This window comes from Reyranella sp., from assembly GCF_965228225.1.
Lineage (GTDB): Bacteria > Pseudomonadota > Alphaproteobacteria > Reyranellales > Reyranellaceae > Reyranella.
In genome coordinates this window covers 5,254,536-5,268,239 of sequence record NZ_OZ245801.1, presented here as the reverse complement: position 1 = coordinate 5,268,239, position 13,704 = coordinate 5,254,536, and the positions used below count along the sequence as shown (strand labels likewise).

The window sequence follows — 13,704 nt, the reverse complement described above, 5'->3', positions numbered from 1 at the left end:
GGGACGGTGAATGTGAGCGAGCACGAGCAGAAGAATAGCTATACTTTCGAAGACTTGATCGAATGCGCCAAGGGCAACCTTTTCGGGCCCGGGAACGCCCAGCTGCCGCTGCCGCCCATGCTGATGTTCGACCGCATCGTCAAAATCGATTCGACCGGAGGCAAGTACGGCAAGGGCGAGATCATCGCCGAGCTGGACGTGAAGCCTGACCTCTGGTTCTTCGCCTGCCACTTCAAGGGCGATCCGGTGATGCCCGGCTGCCTGGGGCTGGACGCGCTGTGGCAGATGCTGGGCTTCTTCCTGGGCTGGATGAAGGCGCCGGGCCGCGGCCGGGCGATCGGCGTCGGCGAGGTCAAGCTCACCGGCATGATCGTGCCGACGGTCAAGAAACTCACCTATCACGTCCATCCCAAGCGGCTCATCCTGCGCCGCCTCGTCATGGGCGTCGGCGACGGTTTCGTGACCGCCGACGGCAACCCGGTCTATGAGGCCAACGACATGAAGGTCGGCCTGGTCAAGGACGGTCCAATGCCCGCCGGAGCGGCAGTCTGATGAAGCGCGTCGTCGTCACGGGTCTCGGGATCGTCTCACCGATCGGCAACAACGCCGCCGAGGTCACGCAGTCCCTGAAGGAAGGCAAGTCGGGCATCGAGTTCATGCCGGAGTACCGCGACCTGGGCTTCCGCAGCCAGGTCGCCGGCACCCTGAAGCTCAATGTCGAGGAGCTGGTCGACCGGCGCCTCATGCGCTTCATGGGCAACGGCGCGGCCTATGCCTATCTCGCGATGAAGCAGGCGATCGAGGATGCGGGGCTGTCGGAGGCCGAAGTCTCGAACGACCGGACCGGCCTGGTGGCCGGCTCGGGCGGACCGACGACCGGCGCCATCGTCCAGGCGGCCCTCACCGCCAAGGAAAAGGGGCCCAAGCGCGTCGGTCCGTTCCAGGTGCCGCGCGCCATGTCGAGCACCGTCTCCGCAAACCTCGCCACGGCCTACAAGATCAAGGGCCCGAGCTATTCGATCAGCTCGGCCTGCTCGACCTCGGCCCACTGCATCGGCAATGCCGTGGAGACGATCCAGCTCGGCAAGGCCGACCGCATGTTCGCGGGCGGCGGCGAGGAGCTGGAGTGGACGCTCTCCGTGCTGTTCGACGCCATGGGCGCCATGTCGTCCAAGTTCAACGACACGCCGCAGCGCGCGAGCCGCGCCTATGACAAGGACCGCGACGGGTTCGTCATCGCGGGCGGCGGCGGTATCCTGGTGCTCGAAGAGCTCGAGGTCGCCAAGGCCCGCGGCGCGACGATCTATGCCGAGGTGATCGGCTATGGCGCCACCTCCGACGGCGCCGACATGGTCGCCCCCTCCGGCGAGGGCGCGCTGCGCTGCATGAAGCTGGCCCTCGAGGGCTTTCCGAGCGCCGCCCGGCGCAACAGCCCGGTCGACTACATCAACACGCATGGCACGGCGACGCCGGTGGGCGACATCACCGAACTCGACGCCATCCGCGCCGTGTTCGGCGACCGGCAGCCGGACAAGCTGCCGACCGTCAGTTCGACCAAGTCGTTGACCGGCCACAGCCAGGGCGCGACCGGCGCCCACGAGGCGATCTATTCGCTGCTGATGATGAAGCACGATTTCATCGCCGCTTCGGCCAATATCGAGAATCTCGACCCCGGGGCCGAGGGCTATCCCATCGCACGCACGCGCATCGACAACGCCGGTCTGCAGACGGTGATGTCGAACAGCTTCGGCTTCGGCGGCACCAACGCCTGCCTCCTGTTCTCCCGCTACGATCACTGAGGCGGATTAAATGCCCAACGATCCCGTCGCCAGGTCTCTGCCTGACGTCCCCAAACTCATGGCCGGCAAACGCGGCCTGATCATGGGCGTGGCCAACAACCATTCGATCGCCTGGGGCATCACCCAGGCGCTGCACGCGGCGGGTGCCGAGATGGCCTTCACCTACCAGGGGGCGGCCTTCGGCAAGCGCGTGCTGCCGATGGTCCAGAAGCTCGGCTCGAAAGTGATCGTCGAGGCCGATGTCGAGGACGAGGCGAGCCTCGACCGGCTGTTCGAGACGCTGAAGCAGGAATGGGGACGGCTCGATTTCGTCGTGCACGCCATCGCCTTCTCCGACAAGGAGGAGCTGAAGGGCCGCTACGTCGACACGACCAAGGCCAACTTCCAGCGCAGTCTCGCCATCTCCTGCTACTCCTTCACCGAGATCGCGCGACGCGCCCTGCCGCTGATGACCGAAGGCGGCAGCATGATCACGCTGACCTACGAAGGCTCGACGCGGGTGATGCCGTCCTACAACGTCATGGGCGTCGCCAAGGCCGCGCTCGAGGCCAGCGTACGCTACCTCGCGGCCGATCTCGGCCCGCAGGGCGTGAGGGTGAACGCGATCTCGCCCGGCCCGATGCGCACCCTGGCCGGCGCGGTGATCGGCGGCGCCCGCTACGTCTATCGCGTGTCGCGCGAGGCGGCCCCCCTGCGCCGCAACGTCGAGCTGAGCGATGTCGGCGGCGCCGCGCTCTACTATCTGTCCGACCTCAGCGCTGGCGTCACCGGCACGGTGCACTTCGTCGATTCGGGCTATCACGCGATCGGCCTGCCGCACGATGGCAGTGCGGCGCCGAGCGCCACCGGCGAGCAGTAGGCCGCTTCCAGAATCTGAATCGGACTCTTCCCCTTTGCGGGTTCCGCAAAGGGGAAGTGCCCTCGTCTCACGAGGGCGATGGGGTCATGCCCCCTTCCAGCCAGAAGGTGCTGTAAACAGCGCCGGGGCCACCTCCACATTCGAATGGGGAGGAGGGCAATCTGCTCTCGCTAAAGGCTCAGCCGCTCTACTGGTCGAGCTCCAGCCTGTTGTCCTTGATGAGCTGGGCCCAGCGCGCGGTCTCCTCGGCGATGCGCGCCTGGAACTGCGCCGTGGTGTTTGGCAGGTAGATGAGGCCCTGGTCCGACAGCAGCTTCTGCACGGCGGGAGTCTGCGCCGCCGCGGTGTACTCCTTGTAGAGCCGGTCGACGATCGGCTGCGGCGTGCCGGCCGGCGCGATCAGGGCGTACCAGGACACCACCTCGGAATCGGCCAGCGACAATTCCTTGAGCGAGGGCACGTCGGGAAGCTGCGGCACGCGTGCCAAGGTCGTCACCGCGAGCGCCCGCAGGCGGCCTGCCTGGATGTGCGGCAGCAGGCTGGGCAGCGTGTCGAAGGTCGTCTGGACGTCGCCCGCGAACAGCGCCGGCAGCGATTCGTTGGTGCCCTTGAACGGGACATGCACGACGTCGATGCCGGTGCGCTTCTTCAGCAACTCGAAGGTGAGATGCGCCGGGCTGCCCTGGCCGACCGAGGCGAAGTTCATCACGCCCGGCTTGGCCTTGGCGGCGGCGATGAGTTCCTGTGCCGTCTTGATCGGCGAATTGCCCGCGACCACCAGCACCAGCGGCGAGGCCGCGAACATGGTGATGGGGATCAGGTCGTCCTTCACGCTGTAGGGCATCTGCTTGTACAGCGACGGGAAGATGGTGAGCGGGCCGAGATTGCCCATGCCGATCGTGTAGCCATCGGGCTTGGCCTTGGCGATCTCGGTCACGCCGATGCGGCCGGCGGCGCCGGCCTTGAAGTCGGTGATCACCGTCTGGCCCAGCGCAGCCGAGACCTTGTCGTTGAACGCCCGCGCGATCACGTCGTTCAGGCCCCCCGCCGGCCACGGCACGAGGAACCGTACCGGCCGGGTCGGCCAGTCGCTCGGAGATTGGGCCTTGGCCTGGATCGCAGCCGCCAGGGGCGCCGCGCCCAGAAGAGTCGTCAGAGAACGTCGCGTGATTTTCATGGTTCACCCCAAGCAATAGTCGGACCGCACGATGTACGGCGCACCGGTATGGCCAAACGAGAACGGCGGCCCCAAGGGCCGCCGTTTCCGTTATCGATCGATGGGCGATTACTCGCCGGCGGGAGCGTCGTCGACCGGCTTGTTCGAGATGTCCTCGCCGGTCTCCTGGTCGACCACCTTCATCGAAAGGCGGACCTTGCCGCGGTCGTCGACGCCCAGGACCTTGACCTTGACCTGGTCGCCTTCCTTGATGACGTCCGTCACCTTGGCGACGCGGCGCGGCGCCAGCTCCGAGATGTGCACGAGGCCGTCGCGCGCACCGAGGAAGTTCACGAAGGCGCCGAACTCGACGGTCTTCACGACCTTGCCGGTGTAGATCACGCCGATTTCCGGCTCGGCCACGATGCCCTTGATCCAGTCGATGGCGCGCTGGCCGGCCTTGGCGTCCACCGCCGCGACCTTGATCGTGCCGTCGTCCTCGATGTCGATCTTGGTGCCGGTCTGCTCGGTGATCTCGCGGATCACCTTGCCGCCCGTGCCGATCACTTCACGGATCTTGTCCTTGGGGATCGTGAACTGGGTGATGCGCGGCGCGGTCGATGCGACGCCCTCACGCGCGCCGCCCAGACCCTTGGCCATCTCGCCCAGGATGTGGATGCGGCCGTCCTTCGCCTGGCCCAGAGCGACCTTCATGATCTCCTCGGTGATCGAGGTGATCTTGATGTCCATCTGCAGCGAGGTGATGCCCTTCTCGGTGCCGGCGACCTTGAAGTCCATGTCGCCGAGGTGATCCTCGTCGCCCAGGATGTCCGACAGGACGGCGAAGCGCTCGCCTTCCTTGATCAGGCCCATGGCGATGCCCGCCACCGGACGCTCCATCGGCACGCCGGCATCCATCAGCGACAGCGAGCCGCCGCAGACCGTCGCCATCGACGAGGAGCCGTTCGACTCGGTGATCTCCGACACGATGCGGATCGTGTAGGGGAACTTGTCCTTCGACGGCAGCATCGGGCGCAGCGCGCGGAAGGCGAGCTTGCCGTGGCCGATCTCGCGGCGGCCGGGCGAACCCATGCGGCGCACTTCACCGACCGAGTAGGGAGGGAAGTTGTAGTGCAGCATGAAGTGCTCGCGGTACTCGCCCTCGAGCGCGTCGATGATCTGCTCGTCCTGGCCGGTGCCGAGCGTGGCCACGACCAGCGCCTGGGTCTCGCCGCGGGTGAACAGCGACGAGCCGTGGGCGCGCGGCAGGATGCCGACTTCGGCCACGATCGGACGGACGGTCTTGGTGTCGCGGCCGTCGATGCGCTTGCCGGTGTCGAGGATGGCGGTGCGCACGACGTCGGCCTCGAGATTGCCGAACTGCTCGCCGAACGCGGCCAGTGCGGCCTCATCGCCCTCGAACAGCTTCTTGGCTTCGGTCTTCACGGCGCTGATCTTGGCCTGGCGAGCCTGCTTCTGGGTCTCGGCGAAGGCCTCGACCAGCTTGGCCCGCATCTCGGCCTTGAGCTTCTCCGCCACGGTCTTGGAGGCTTCCGACGGATCGGTGAGCGGCAGCGGCTCCTTGGCGCAATGCTCGGCGAGCTGGATGATCGCGTCGATCACCGGCTGGAACGAGCGATGGGCTTCCATGACGGCGCCCAGCATGACGTCCTCGGAAAGCTCCTTGGCTTCCGACTCGACCATCAGCACGCCTTCCTTGGTGCCGGCGACGACGAGGTCGAGCGTGCTCTTCTCGAGCTGGACCTTGGTCGGGTTCACGACGTACGCGCCGTCGATGTAGCCGACGCGGGCGCCGCCGATCGGGCCCATGAAGGGCACGCCGGAAATCGTGAGCGCCGCCGACGTGGCGATCATCGCCAGGATGTCGGGATCGTTCTCGAGATCGTGGGCCAGGGTCGTGACGACGACCAGCGTCTCGTTGCGATAGCTTTCGTGGAACAGCGGGCGGATCGGGCGATCGATCAGACGCGAGGTCAGGATCTCCTTCTCGCTCGGACGGCCCTCACGCTTGAAGAAGCCGCCGGGGATCTTGCCCGCCGCGAATGCCTTCTCCTGGTAGTTCACGGTCAGCGGGAAGAAATCGAGGCCGGGCTTCGGCTTCTTCTCGAACACGACGGCGGCCAGCACGGTGGTGCCGCCGTAGGTCGCCATGACGGCGCCGTCGGCCTGGCGCGCGATCTTGCCGGTCTCGAGCACGAGCTTGCGCCCCGCCCACTCGACTTCCTTGCGAAAAACTTCAAACATCTCATTCATCCTTTCCATCACGGTCGCCTGCCCCCGTTTGGCTGCGACCGCCCACCGGCGCCCTTGCGCCGGCAGGACCGGGCCAGGCGTTTGCTCTCGCCCCTGCCTTCCCGGTTACTGCGAAGTCGCGTCAGCCGGCCGAACTCACGGGGACCGGGCGACGCGACGCGAAAAGGCCCCATCCGAGGATGGGGCCGTTGGATCAGCGACGCAGACCCAGACGCTCGATCAACGTGGCGTAGCGCTGGTTGTCGCGCGACTTGAGATAGTCGAGCAGGCGGCGGCGCTGGCCGACCATCTTCAGCAGACCGCGGCGCGAATGGTGGTCCTTCGCGTGGCCCTTGAAGTGCTCGGTAAGGTTGGAAATACGCTCGCTGAGGATCGCGACCTGGACTTCCGGCGAACCCGTGTCGCCTTCGGCCTGGGCATACGTCTTGATCAGCTCCGCCTTGCGGTCGGCTGTAATCGACATCGGTCATCTCCTGAAACTAAAGGTTGAACACGCGCACCGGCTGGAGAGCGACGCCGTCCGAACGGACCAACGCCACGAGCCTGCTGCCGACCTCGGCGCGAACGAGTGCGCCGGACGGAGGTGCGTCCCGGGTCAAGAGCACCGGCTGGCCGTGGCGCAACCGGTCCGCTTGGGCTTCCGTCAGGGCCAGCGCCGGGATGTCGTCCAGCGCGGTCGCAACGGGAGCCAACGCCCCGAAGAGCGCGGGAATATGCCCGAGGGCTTCCAGTTTGGAAAGCGAAATGGCCCCCTCTTCCCGGAACGGTCCCACAACCGTCCGGCGCAACGCCGAGAGGTGCCCGACGGTCCCGAGCGCCAGCGCGAGATCGCGGCCGAGGGACCGGATGTAGGTGCCCTTGCCGCACTGGACCACAAAATCCGCGTGGTCGGTGTCCGGACGGCCGACCTGCTCCAGCCGCTCGATCAGGACCCGACGCGCCTTCAACTCGACGATCTCGCCGGCGCGGGCCAGATCGTAGGCCCGCTTGCCGTCGATTTTCAGCGCCGAGAAGGCCGGCGGCATCTGCTCGATCTCGCCCAGGAAGGCCGGCAGCGCGGCCGAGAGGGCGGCATCCGTGGGCCGCACGTCGCTGGTTGCCGTGACCTCGCCTTCGGCATCCTCCGTCGCACGGGCTTCGCCGAAGCGCAGGGTGAAGCGGTATTCCTTCCGCGCGTCCATGATGAAGGGGACCGTCTTGGTCGCCTCGCCGAGCGCGATCGGCAGGATTCCACTCGCCAGAGGATCGAGCGTGCCGCCGTGCCCTGCCTTCTGGGCGCCGAACAGCCGGCGCACCCGACCCACCGCCGGCGTCGACCCCAGCCCGACCGGCTTGTCGAGCACGATCCACCCATCGACCTTCTCGCCCTTTTTCCTGCGGCTCATGGGAGCGCGCCATTCCAGTGGCGCTCTTCCGGCGGCTCTTCCGAGCGCCACTGGAGTGGCGCGCTCCAGTGATTCCTGCTGCCCTTGCGTTCCATCGCGCCCGTTTAAGCCCGCAGCCCGTTGCGCGCCAGCCATCGGTTCAGGCAGGCTGCACGCATGAAATCAGGATTGCAGTCGGATCGCGTCCGGCAAGGCACGCTCTTCGGACTGTTCTTCCTGTCGGGAGCAGCCGCCCTCATCTACCAGACCGCCTGGCATCGACTGCTCGGCCTGTTCGCCGGCGCCGACACGATCGCCGCCGCCCTGGTCGTGGGCGCCTTCCTGCTCGGCCTCGGGATCGGCAGCCTCGCCGCCGGCCTCTATGCCGATCGCCTGTCGCGCCGCGGGGCGCTGATCGCCTTCGCGATCTGCGAGGTCGGCATCGCGGTCTTTGCCGTGCTCAGCCCGTGGCTCTACTACGACGTGATCTATCGCGAGTTGCTGCCGCTCGCCCAGTCGCGCGGCGTGATCTTCGCCATCGTGTTCGCAGGGCTGCTGTGGCCGACCTTCCTGATGGGATGCTCGCTGCCGTTCCTCTCCAAGGCGATCGTCAGCCAGATCGCGGGCTCCGCCCAGCTCATCGGCTGGCTCTACGGCCTCAACACGCTGGGCGCCGGCGTCGGCGCCTTCTTCGGCGGCTGGTTCCTGATCGGCACGGTGGGCTTCGACAAGGCCGTCTATCTGGGCGCCGCGATCAATCTGGTCGTGGCGCTGGGCGGCCTCCTGCTGGCCCGCGGCCTCGACATGCAAGCCGAAGGTCCGGCGAAGAGGGCGGCAACGTCCGACACCGCGGACGGTGTCGTGTGGCGCTGGTCGCTGCTGGTGTTCGTCAGCGGCTTCCTGATCGTGGCGCTGCAGATCGTCTGGTACCGGCTGATCGGCGTCCTGCTGCAGTCGAACGGCTACAGCTTCTCGCTGGTGCTGACCGTCTTTCTGCTGGGCGATGCGGCGGGCCTGATGGTGGGCGCGCGCGTCATCGATCGCATTGCCGACCCGCGCCGCTTCTTCTTCCTCATGCAGGGCATCGCGACGGCGCTGGCCCTGGCCGGCGCATGGTTCGTCTATTCCGGTATCGGCGCGGGAATTCTCCCCGCCACCTTCGTCGACCGCGACATCATGGGGCCGAACACCGCCAACCCGGCGCTGATCCTACTGCTGCTCGCCATCGTCGTGCTGCCGGCCTCGTTCATCATGGGCTTCTCTTTCCCGGTGGTGCAGAAGGCCGTGCAGCGCGACCTCGACCGCCTCGGCAGCCGGGTCGGCCTCGTGCAGCTCGCCAACATCGTCGGCAACAGCATGGGCAGCCTGGTGGCGGGACTGCTGCTGCTCGATCTCGCGGGCACGGCGGGCACCCTGAAGCTGCTGGTCGCCATCGGCCTCGCCTTCGCCGCCCTGCAGCTCGCCGGACCGCGCGCGACGCGCTGGGCCTGGCTGCCGGCCGGCTTCCTGGGGGCGGGCCTGCTGTTCTTTCCCGGCGGCGAGACCTTCTGGCGCCGCCTGCACGGTCTCACGACCGAGACGGCGATCGTGGCCGAAGACAAGACAGGCCTCAGCCTGCTCAAGATGTCGGGCAGCGATGCCAAGGAAGATGGCCGGCTGTACATCCAGGGCCATTCGCAGAGCCGGCTGCCCTTCGATACCGTCCATTCCTATCTCGGCGCCATCGGTCCGCTGACCCACGGCACGCCCCGGCGCGTGCTGGTGATCGGCTCCGGCACCGGCGGAACGCCCTACGCGGCGGGGCTCAATCCCGCGACGGAGACGGTGAAGGTGATCGAGATCGTGGCGCCGGTGATCGAGACGCTGAAGAGCTACACCGCTGCCGGCGGCAAGTCGGGGGTCGACGAGCTGCTATCGGGCAAGCGCTTCGACGTGACGGTCGCCGACGGCCGCCATTCGCTGGCGCTCGATCCGGTGCGCTACGACGTAATCGAGGCCGACGCCATCCTACCCAAGACCGCACTGTCGGGCCTGCTGAACAGCCGCGAATTCTTCGAGCAGGTGAGAGCCAAGCTGGCGCCGGGCGGGATCTACGTGCAATGGGCGCCGACCGAACGCTCGGTGGCGACGTTCCGCTCGGTCTTTCCCTACGTCACCATGGTTCATCCGGCGATGCTGGGAAGCGACCGGCCCATTCCCTACAGCCGCGAGAAGATCGCGGCGCTGCTGGCACGGCCCGACGTGACCGCGCATCTGAAGGCGGCGCGGATCGACGATGCCGAACTGGCCAGATGGTTCGGGGACAAGAAGGTCGAGGTGCTGAACGACGGCAGGACCGTGGCGACGCCTTCGCCCAACACGGATTTCTTTCCGCGCGACGAGTACTACCTCAATCGTCCTTGATGTCGCGGGCGACGTCCGGCCGGCGCAGGAGCTGGCCGATCTTGTCGGCCTCGTCGAAGGTGCGGTCGATCGCGAAGCGGATCTCGGGGGCGGTGCGCAGGCCGGCCTTCTCGCTGACCCGGCCACGGAACCAGGGCGCCGCGCGGCGCAGCGCGGCCAGCAGCCGTTCCTGATCGTCGCCGCCCAGCGGCATCACATAGGCCGTGGCGTTGCGCAGGTCGGGGCTGACATCGACCGACGTCACGGTGATCGTGGCGTCGCGCAGATCGGGATCGCGCATGTTTCCCCGTTCGAGGAGATCGGCCAGCAAATGGCGGATCTCCTCGCCGACGCGCAGCTGACGCTGGCCGGGAGCACGATTTTCTTTGTCGGACGAGCGACGTCGCGACATAGGATTTTCCTCTTATTTCCACCTCCCCCGCTGACGGGGGAGGAAACTTTACTACAAGGTCGCCTGGACCTGCTCGACGTCGAAGCATTCGACGATGTCGCCGACCTTCATGTCTTCGTAGTTCTCGAAGGCCATGCCGCACTCGAAGCCGTGCTGCACTTCCTTCACCTCGTCCTTGAAGCGGCGCAGGCTCTTCAGCGTGCCCTCGTGGATCACGACGTTGTCGCGCAACAGGCGAACCTTGTTGCCGCGCGTGACCTTGCCATCGGTGACCATGCAGCCCGCCACGTTGCCGGACTTGGTGACCTTGAAGACTTCGCGGATCTGCGCGTTGCCGACCAGCGTCTCCTTGTAGGTCGGGTCGAGGAGGCCAACCATCAGGGCCTGCATGTCCTCGGTCACCTTGTAGATGATCGAGTAGTAGCGGATGTCGACCTTGTCGCGCTTGGCGATCTCGCGCGCCTGCGGGTTCGCGCGGACGTTGAAGCCGATGATCAACGCGCCCGACGCCTTGGCCAGCGTCATGTCGGCTTCGCTGATGCCGCCGACGCCGCTGTAGACGACGCGCGTGATGACCTTCTCGGTGCCGAGACGCGACAGGGCGCCGGCCAGCGCTTCCGCCGAACCCTGCACGTCCGCCTTGATCAGCACCGGCAGTTCCTTGGCAGTGCCCTCGCGGATGCCCTTGATCATCTCCTCGAGGGTGCCGCGGCCGCCTGCCGCGCGCGCCAGCTCGAGCTGGCGATCACGACGCACGCGGAAGTCGGCGATTTCGCGCGCACGGGCTTCGCTTTCCACCACGTGGAATTCATCACCCGCCTGCGGCGTTCCGGCAAGACCCAGCACTTCGACCGGGAAGGCCGGACCGGCATCCTCGACAGCCTGACCGCGGTCGTCGACCAGACGCCGCACGCGGCCCCAGACCGAGCCGGCCACCAGGATGTCGCCGACCATCAACGTGCCGCGCTGGACCAGCACCGTGGCGACCGAGCCGCGGCCCGGATCGAGCTTGGCTTCGATCACCACGCCGTCGGCGTCGCGTTCGGGATTGGCCTTGAGTTCGAGCACTTCGGCCTGCAGCAGGATGGCTTCCTCGAGCTTGTCGAGGTTCATCCGCTTGGTCGCCGAGACTTCGATCGACTGCACCTCGCCGCCGAGCGCCTCGACTTGGATCTCCTCGCGCAGCAGTTCGTTCTGCACCCGGCTCGCGTCCGCGCCCGGCTTGTCCATCTTGTTGATGGCCACGATGATCGGCACGCCCGCCGCCTTGGCGTGGGCGATCGCCTCCTTGGTCTGCGGCATGACGCCGTCGTCGCCGGCCACGACCAGCACGACGATGTCCGTCACCTTGGCGCCGCGGGCGCGCATGGCGGTGAACGCCTCGTGGCCCGGCGTGTCGAGGAAAGTGATCTTCTGCCGCGACGGCAGGGTCACCTGATAGGCGCCGATATGCTGGGTGATGCCGCCGGCCTCGTGCGCCGCCACGTCGGTCGCGCGCAGCGCGTCGAGCAGCGAGGTCTTGCCGTGATCGACATGGCCCATGATCGTCACCACCGGCGGACGCGAAACCAGCGACTCCTCGGAATCCGGAAGATCGGCGAGGCCCGTCTCGACGTCGCCTTCGGTGACGCGCTTGGAGCGGTGACCCATCTCCGTCACGACCAGCTCGGCCGTATCGGCGTCGATCGCCTGGTTGATGGTAGCCATGACGCCCATGCGCATCAGCGTCTTGATCACGTCCGCGCCACGCTCGGACATGCGCGCCGCGAGCTCCTGGACGGTGATCGACTCGGGGATCGTGACTTCGCGATAGACCTTCTGCTGCGGCTCGCTGCCGAACTGCTGACGACGCTCACGCTCGAGGCGGCGGCGCTGCTGCGCCACCGACCGGCTGCGGAAATCGTTCTCGCCCGCGACGGCGCGACCGACATCGACCTTGTCGTTGCGGCGCTTGGGCGCCTCGCGACGAGCACCCGTCGGCTGTGCCGGGCGCTTGATCGCCAGCGGCGGACGCGGCGGCGGACGACGGAGTGCTTCGCTGGTCGAAGGACCGACGGGACGGCGCACGGGTGCGGCCGGCGCGGCGGAGGCCGGAGCGGCCGGACGGGCATCGCCCGTCTGCGCCGGACGCGCAGCCGTGGCAGCCGGCGGCGCTGAGACCGGCGGGGTCTGATCGAGGCGCTTCTGGACGAGCGCGTCGGCCTTGCGCTTGACCTCTTCCTCGGCCTTCTTGCGCGCCTCTTCCTCGGCGAGGCGCTTGCGATGCTCCTCATCGGCCTTCTTGCGCGCCTCTTCCTCGATCGCGCGGCGCTTGGCGTCCTCTTCGGCGCGCTTGCGCGCGATTTCGGCGTCGCGGTTGGCGTCGACCAGGGCGCGGGCGCGCGCTTCCTTCTCTTCCTCGGTGAGCGTGCGCAGCACGATCCCGCGACCGCCGGGCTGCCGGCTCGGAGCCGGCGCGCGGTTGGCCGGGGGCGCAGACGGATGACCGCCGCCGCTGCCGAGCTTGAGGGTCCGCCCAGCGGGCGGCGGGGCAACCTTCGGTGCCTCGCGCGCGGGAGCCGGCGCAGGCGCGGGTGCCGCGGGCTGAGGCGCGGGAGCGGCCGTCGCCGCGGGAGCGGGCGTGGCCCGCTTCACCGGCTTCTTGACCTCGACCGTCACCGCGCGCGTACGCCCATGCGAGAATTTCTGGCGCACCTGCGTCGCGTCTGCCTTCGACGCGGCGCCCGTGCGCGTCGTCGAGAGGGTCAGCGGCTTGGTCGATTTGCTCTGTTCGTTCTGATCCGTCATGTCGGCTGTTGTCCTTGGTCCGCTCCGGCCCGTCAACCGGCGCCGTTCAGCCGGAACCCGCGCCAACGCGCCGCCCCGACAGAAATTCGTTCAATAAAGGCGCCGCCCGCATCATCGCGAGCGATCGCCACGTAGACCGCCTGTTCGCGGCCGAAGATTCCGCCCAGCGCGGTCGCATCGCCCAGCCGCTCCAGCGGCAGTCCGGTCGCCCGCAGCTTCTGTAGCCCGTCGCCGTCCGAATCCTCGGCGACGACGAGAAGTCCCGCCTGGTGACGGCCGACCATCTGTTCGACCTTCACGAAGCCCGCCACCGCGCGGCCCGCGCGGCGCGCCCGGCCGAGATCGGCCAGTGCTCTCTCAAGGAGCAGCCGCTCGACCCGGTCGACGAGTTCCGCCGAAGCCTTCACCGGCGCCCGTGCCGCTCTGGAGAACAGCTTCTTCTCGACCGCCCGTTCGAGTGCGGCCCTCTCGGCCCGCACCCACATGCCGCGCCCCGGCAACCGCCGCGCCAGATCCGGCACGACCTCGCCGTCCGGACCCACGACGAACCGGATCATCGTCTCCGGCGCGCCTTCGACACCGGTCGCGATGCAGGTACGCATCGGACCGGCGGGAGGAGCCGAGAGATGGGGTTCGTTCATGGCGAAGGCAAGGGCCAAGGGCGCGTTCCT

Annotated in this window: 11 protein-coding genes; 4 read left to right on the top strand and 7 right to left on the bottom strand. The window is 67.7% G+C overall.

Annotated features, from left to right (window positions below):
• Positions 1–12: 12 nt before the first annotated feature.
• The 3 genes from fabA to ACO07K_RS25510 are packed head-to-tail and all read left to right on the top strand — an operon-like array spanning position 13 to position 2,658.
• Positions 13–552 carry a 3-hydroxyacyl-[acyl-carrier-protein] dehydratase FabA gene (gene fabA, locus ACO07K_RS25520; protein ID WP_422032907.1) on the top strand — a complete coding sequence of 180 codons (540 nt, stop codon included), beginning with the start codon at positions 13–15 and terminating at the stop codon, positions 550–552.
• A complete protein-coding gene (fabB, locus tag ACO07K_RS25515) occupies positions 552–1,799 on the top strand; it encodes a beta-ketoacyl-ACP synthase I (protein WP_422032905.1) in 1,248 nt (415 codons plus the stop codon). Before fabA ends, fabB begins: the two co-directional genes overlap by 1 nt.
• A 10-nt stretch (positions 1,800–1,809) precedes the next feature.
• On the top strand, positions 1,810–2,658 hold the full coding sequence (locus ACO07K_RS25510) for an SDR family oxidoreductase (protein WP_422032903.1): 849 nt from the start codon (positions 1,810–1,812) through the stop codon (positions 2,656–2,658).
• A 187-nt stretch (positions 2,659–2,845) separates the two neighbouring features.
• Here the strand turns inward: ACO07K_RS25510 and ACO07K_RS25505 are convergent, their stop codons facing one another.
• The 4 genes from ACO07K_RS25505 to truB form a co-directional block, all read right to left on the bottom strand.
• A complete protein-coding gene (locus ACO07K_RS25505) occupies positions 2,846–3,835 on the bottom strand; it encodes a Bug family tripartite tricarboxylate transporter substrate binding protein (RefSeq protein ID WP_422032901.1) in 990 nt (329 codons plus the stop codon).
• A 108-nt stretch (positions 3,836–3,943) separates the two neighbouring features.
• Positions 3,944–6,079 carry a polyribonucleotide nucleotidyltransferase gene (gene pnp / locus ACO07K_RS25500; RefSeq protein WP_422032899.1) on the bottom strand — a complete coding sequence of 712 codons (2,136 nt, stop codon included), beginning with the start codon at positions 6,077–6,079 and terminating at the stop codon, positions 3,944–3,946.
• A 202-nt stretch (positions 6,080–6,281) separates the two neighbouring features.
• Entirely contained in the window at positions 6,282–6,551 is a 270-nt protein-coding gene (rpsO, locus tag ACO07K_RS25495) for a 30S ribosomal protein S15 (protein ID WP_304853252.1), read from the bottom strand.
• A 16-nt stretch (positions 6,552–6,567) separates the two neighbouring features.
• The gene (truB, locus tag ACO07K_RS25490) at positions 6,568–7,473 is read right to left on the bottom strand and encodes a tRNA pseudouridine(55) synthase TruB (RefSeq protein WP_422032896.1); all 906 of its coding nucleotides are present in this window, start codon (positions 7,471–7,473) and stop codon (positions 6,568–6,570) included.
• A gap of 156 nt (positions 7,474–7,629) precedes the next feature.
• On the opposite strand from truB, the gene ACO07K_RS25485 reads away from it, so the two are divergent.
• Entirely contained in the window at positions 7,630–9,855 is a 2,226-nt protein-coding gene (locus ACO07K_RS25485; RefSeq protein WP_422032894.1) for a hypothetical protein, read from the top strand.
• On the opposite strand, the gene rbfA is transcribed toward ACO07K_RS25485, so the two are convergent.
• From rbfA to ACO07K_RS25470, 3 genes are read right to left on the bottom strand one after another with little or no spacing between them, the layout of a single operon-like run.
• On the bottom strand, positions 9,842–10,246 hold the full coding sequence (rbfA, locus tag ACO07K_RS25480) for a 30S ribosome-binding factor RbfA (protein ID WP_422032892.1): 405 nt from the start codon (positions 10,244–10,246) through the stop codon (positions 9,842–9,844). The genes ACO07K_RS25485 and rbfA overlap by 14 nt on opposite strands.
• A gap of 51 nt (positions 10,247–10,297) precedes the next feature.
• On the bottom strand, positions 10,298–13,033 hold the full coding sequence (infB, locus tag ACO07K_RS25475; protein ID WP_422032890.1) for a translation initiation factor IF-2: 2,736 nt from the start codon (positions 13,031–13,033) through the stop codon (positions 10,298–10,300).
• Between the two features lie 32 nt (positions 13,034–13,065).
• Entirely contained in the window at positions 13,066–13,692 is a 627-nt protein-coding gene (locus tag ACO07K_RS25470; protein ID WP_422032888.1) for an RNA-binding protein, read from the bottom strand.
• Between the last annotated feature and the right edge of the window lie 12 nt (positions 13,693–13,704).

Bases quoted from the DNA above. Each gene is read 5' to 3' on its own strand.
- fabB (WP_422032905.1), top strand. From the start codon at position 552: ATGAAGCGCGTCGTCGTCACGGGTCTCGGGATCGTCTCACCGATCGGC.
- ACO07K_RS25510 (WP_422032903.1), top strand. From the start codon at position 1,810: ATGCCCAACGATCCCGTCGCCAGGTCTCTGCCTGACGTCCCCAAACTC.
- ACO07K_RS25505 (WP_422032901.1), bottom strand. From the start codon at position 3,835: ATGAAAATCACGCGACGTTCTCTGACGACTCTTCTGGGCGCGGCGCCC.
- pnp (WP_422032899.1), bottom strand. From the start codon at position 6,079: ATGTTTGAAGTTTTTCGCAAGGAAGTCGAGTGGGCGGGGCGCAAGCTC.
- rpsO (WP_304853252.1), bottom strand. From the start codon at position 6,551: ATGTCGATTACAGCCGACCGCAAGGCGGAGCTGATCAAGACGTATGCC.
- truB (WP_422032896.1), bottom strand. From the start codon at position 7,473: ATGAGCCGCAGGAAAAAGGGCGAGAAGGTCGATGGGTGGATCGTGCTC.
- ACO07K_RS25485 (WP_422032894.1), top strand. From the start codon at position 7,630: ATGAAATCAGGATTGCAGTCGGATCGCGTCCGGCAAGGCACGCTCTTC.
- rbfA (WP_422032892.1), bottom strand. From the start codon at position 10,246: ATGTCGCGACGTCGCTCGTCCGACAAAGAAAATCGTGCTCCCGGCCAG.
- infB (WP_422032890.1), bottom strand. From the start codon at position 13,033: ATGACGGATCAGAACGAACAGAGCAAATCGACCAAGCCGCTGACCCTC.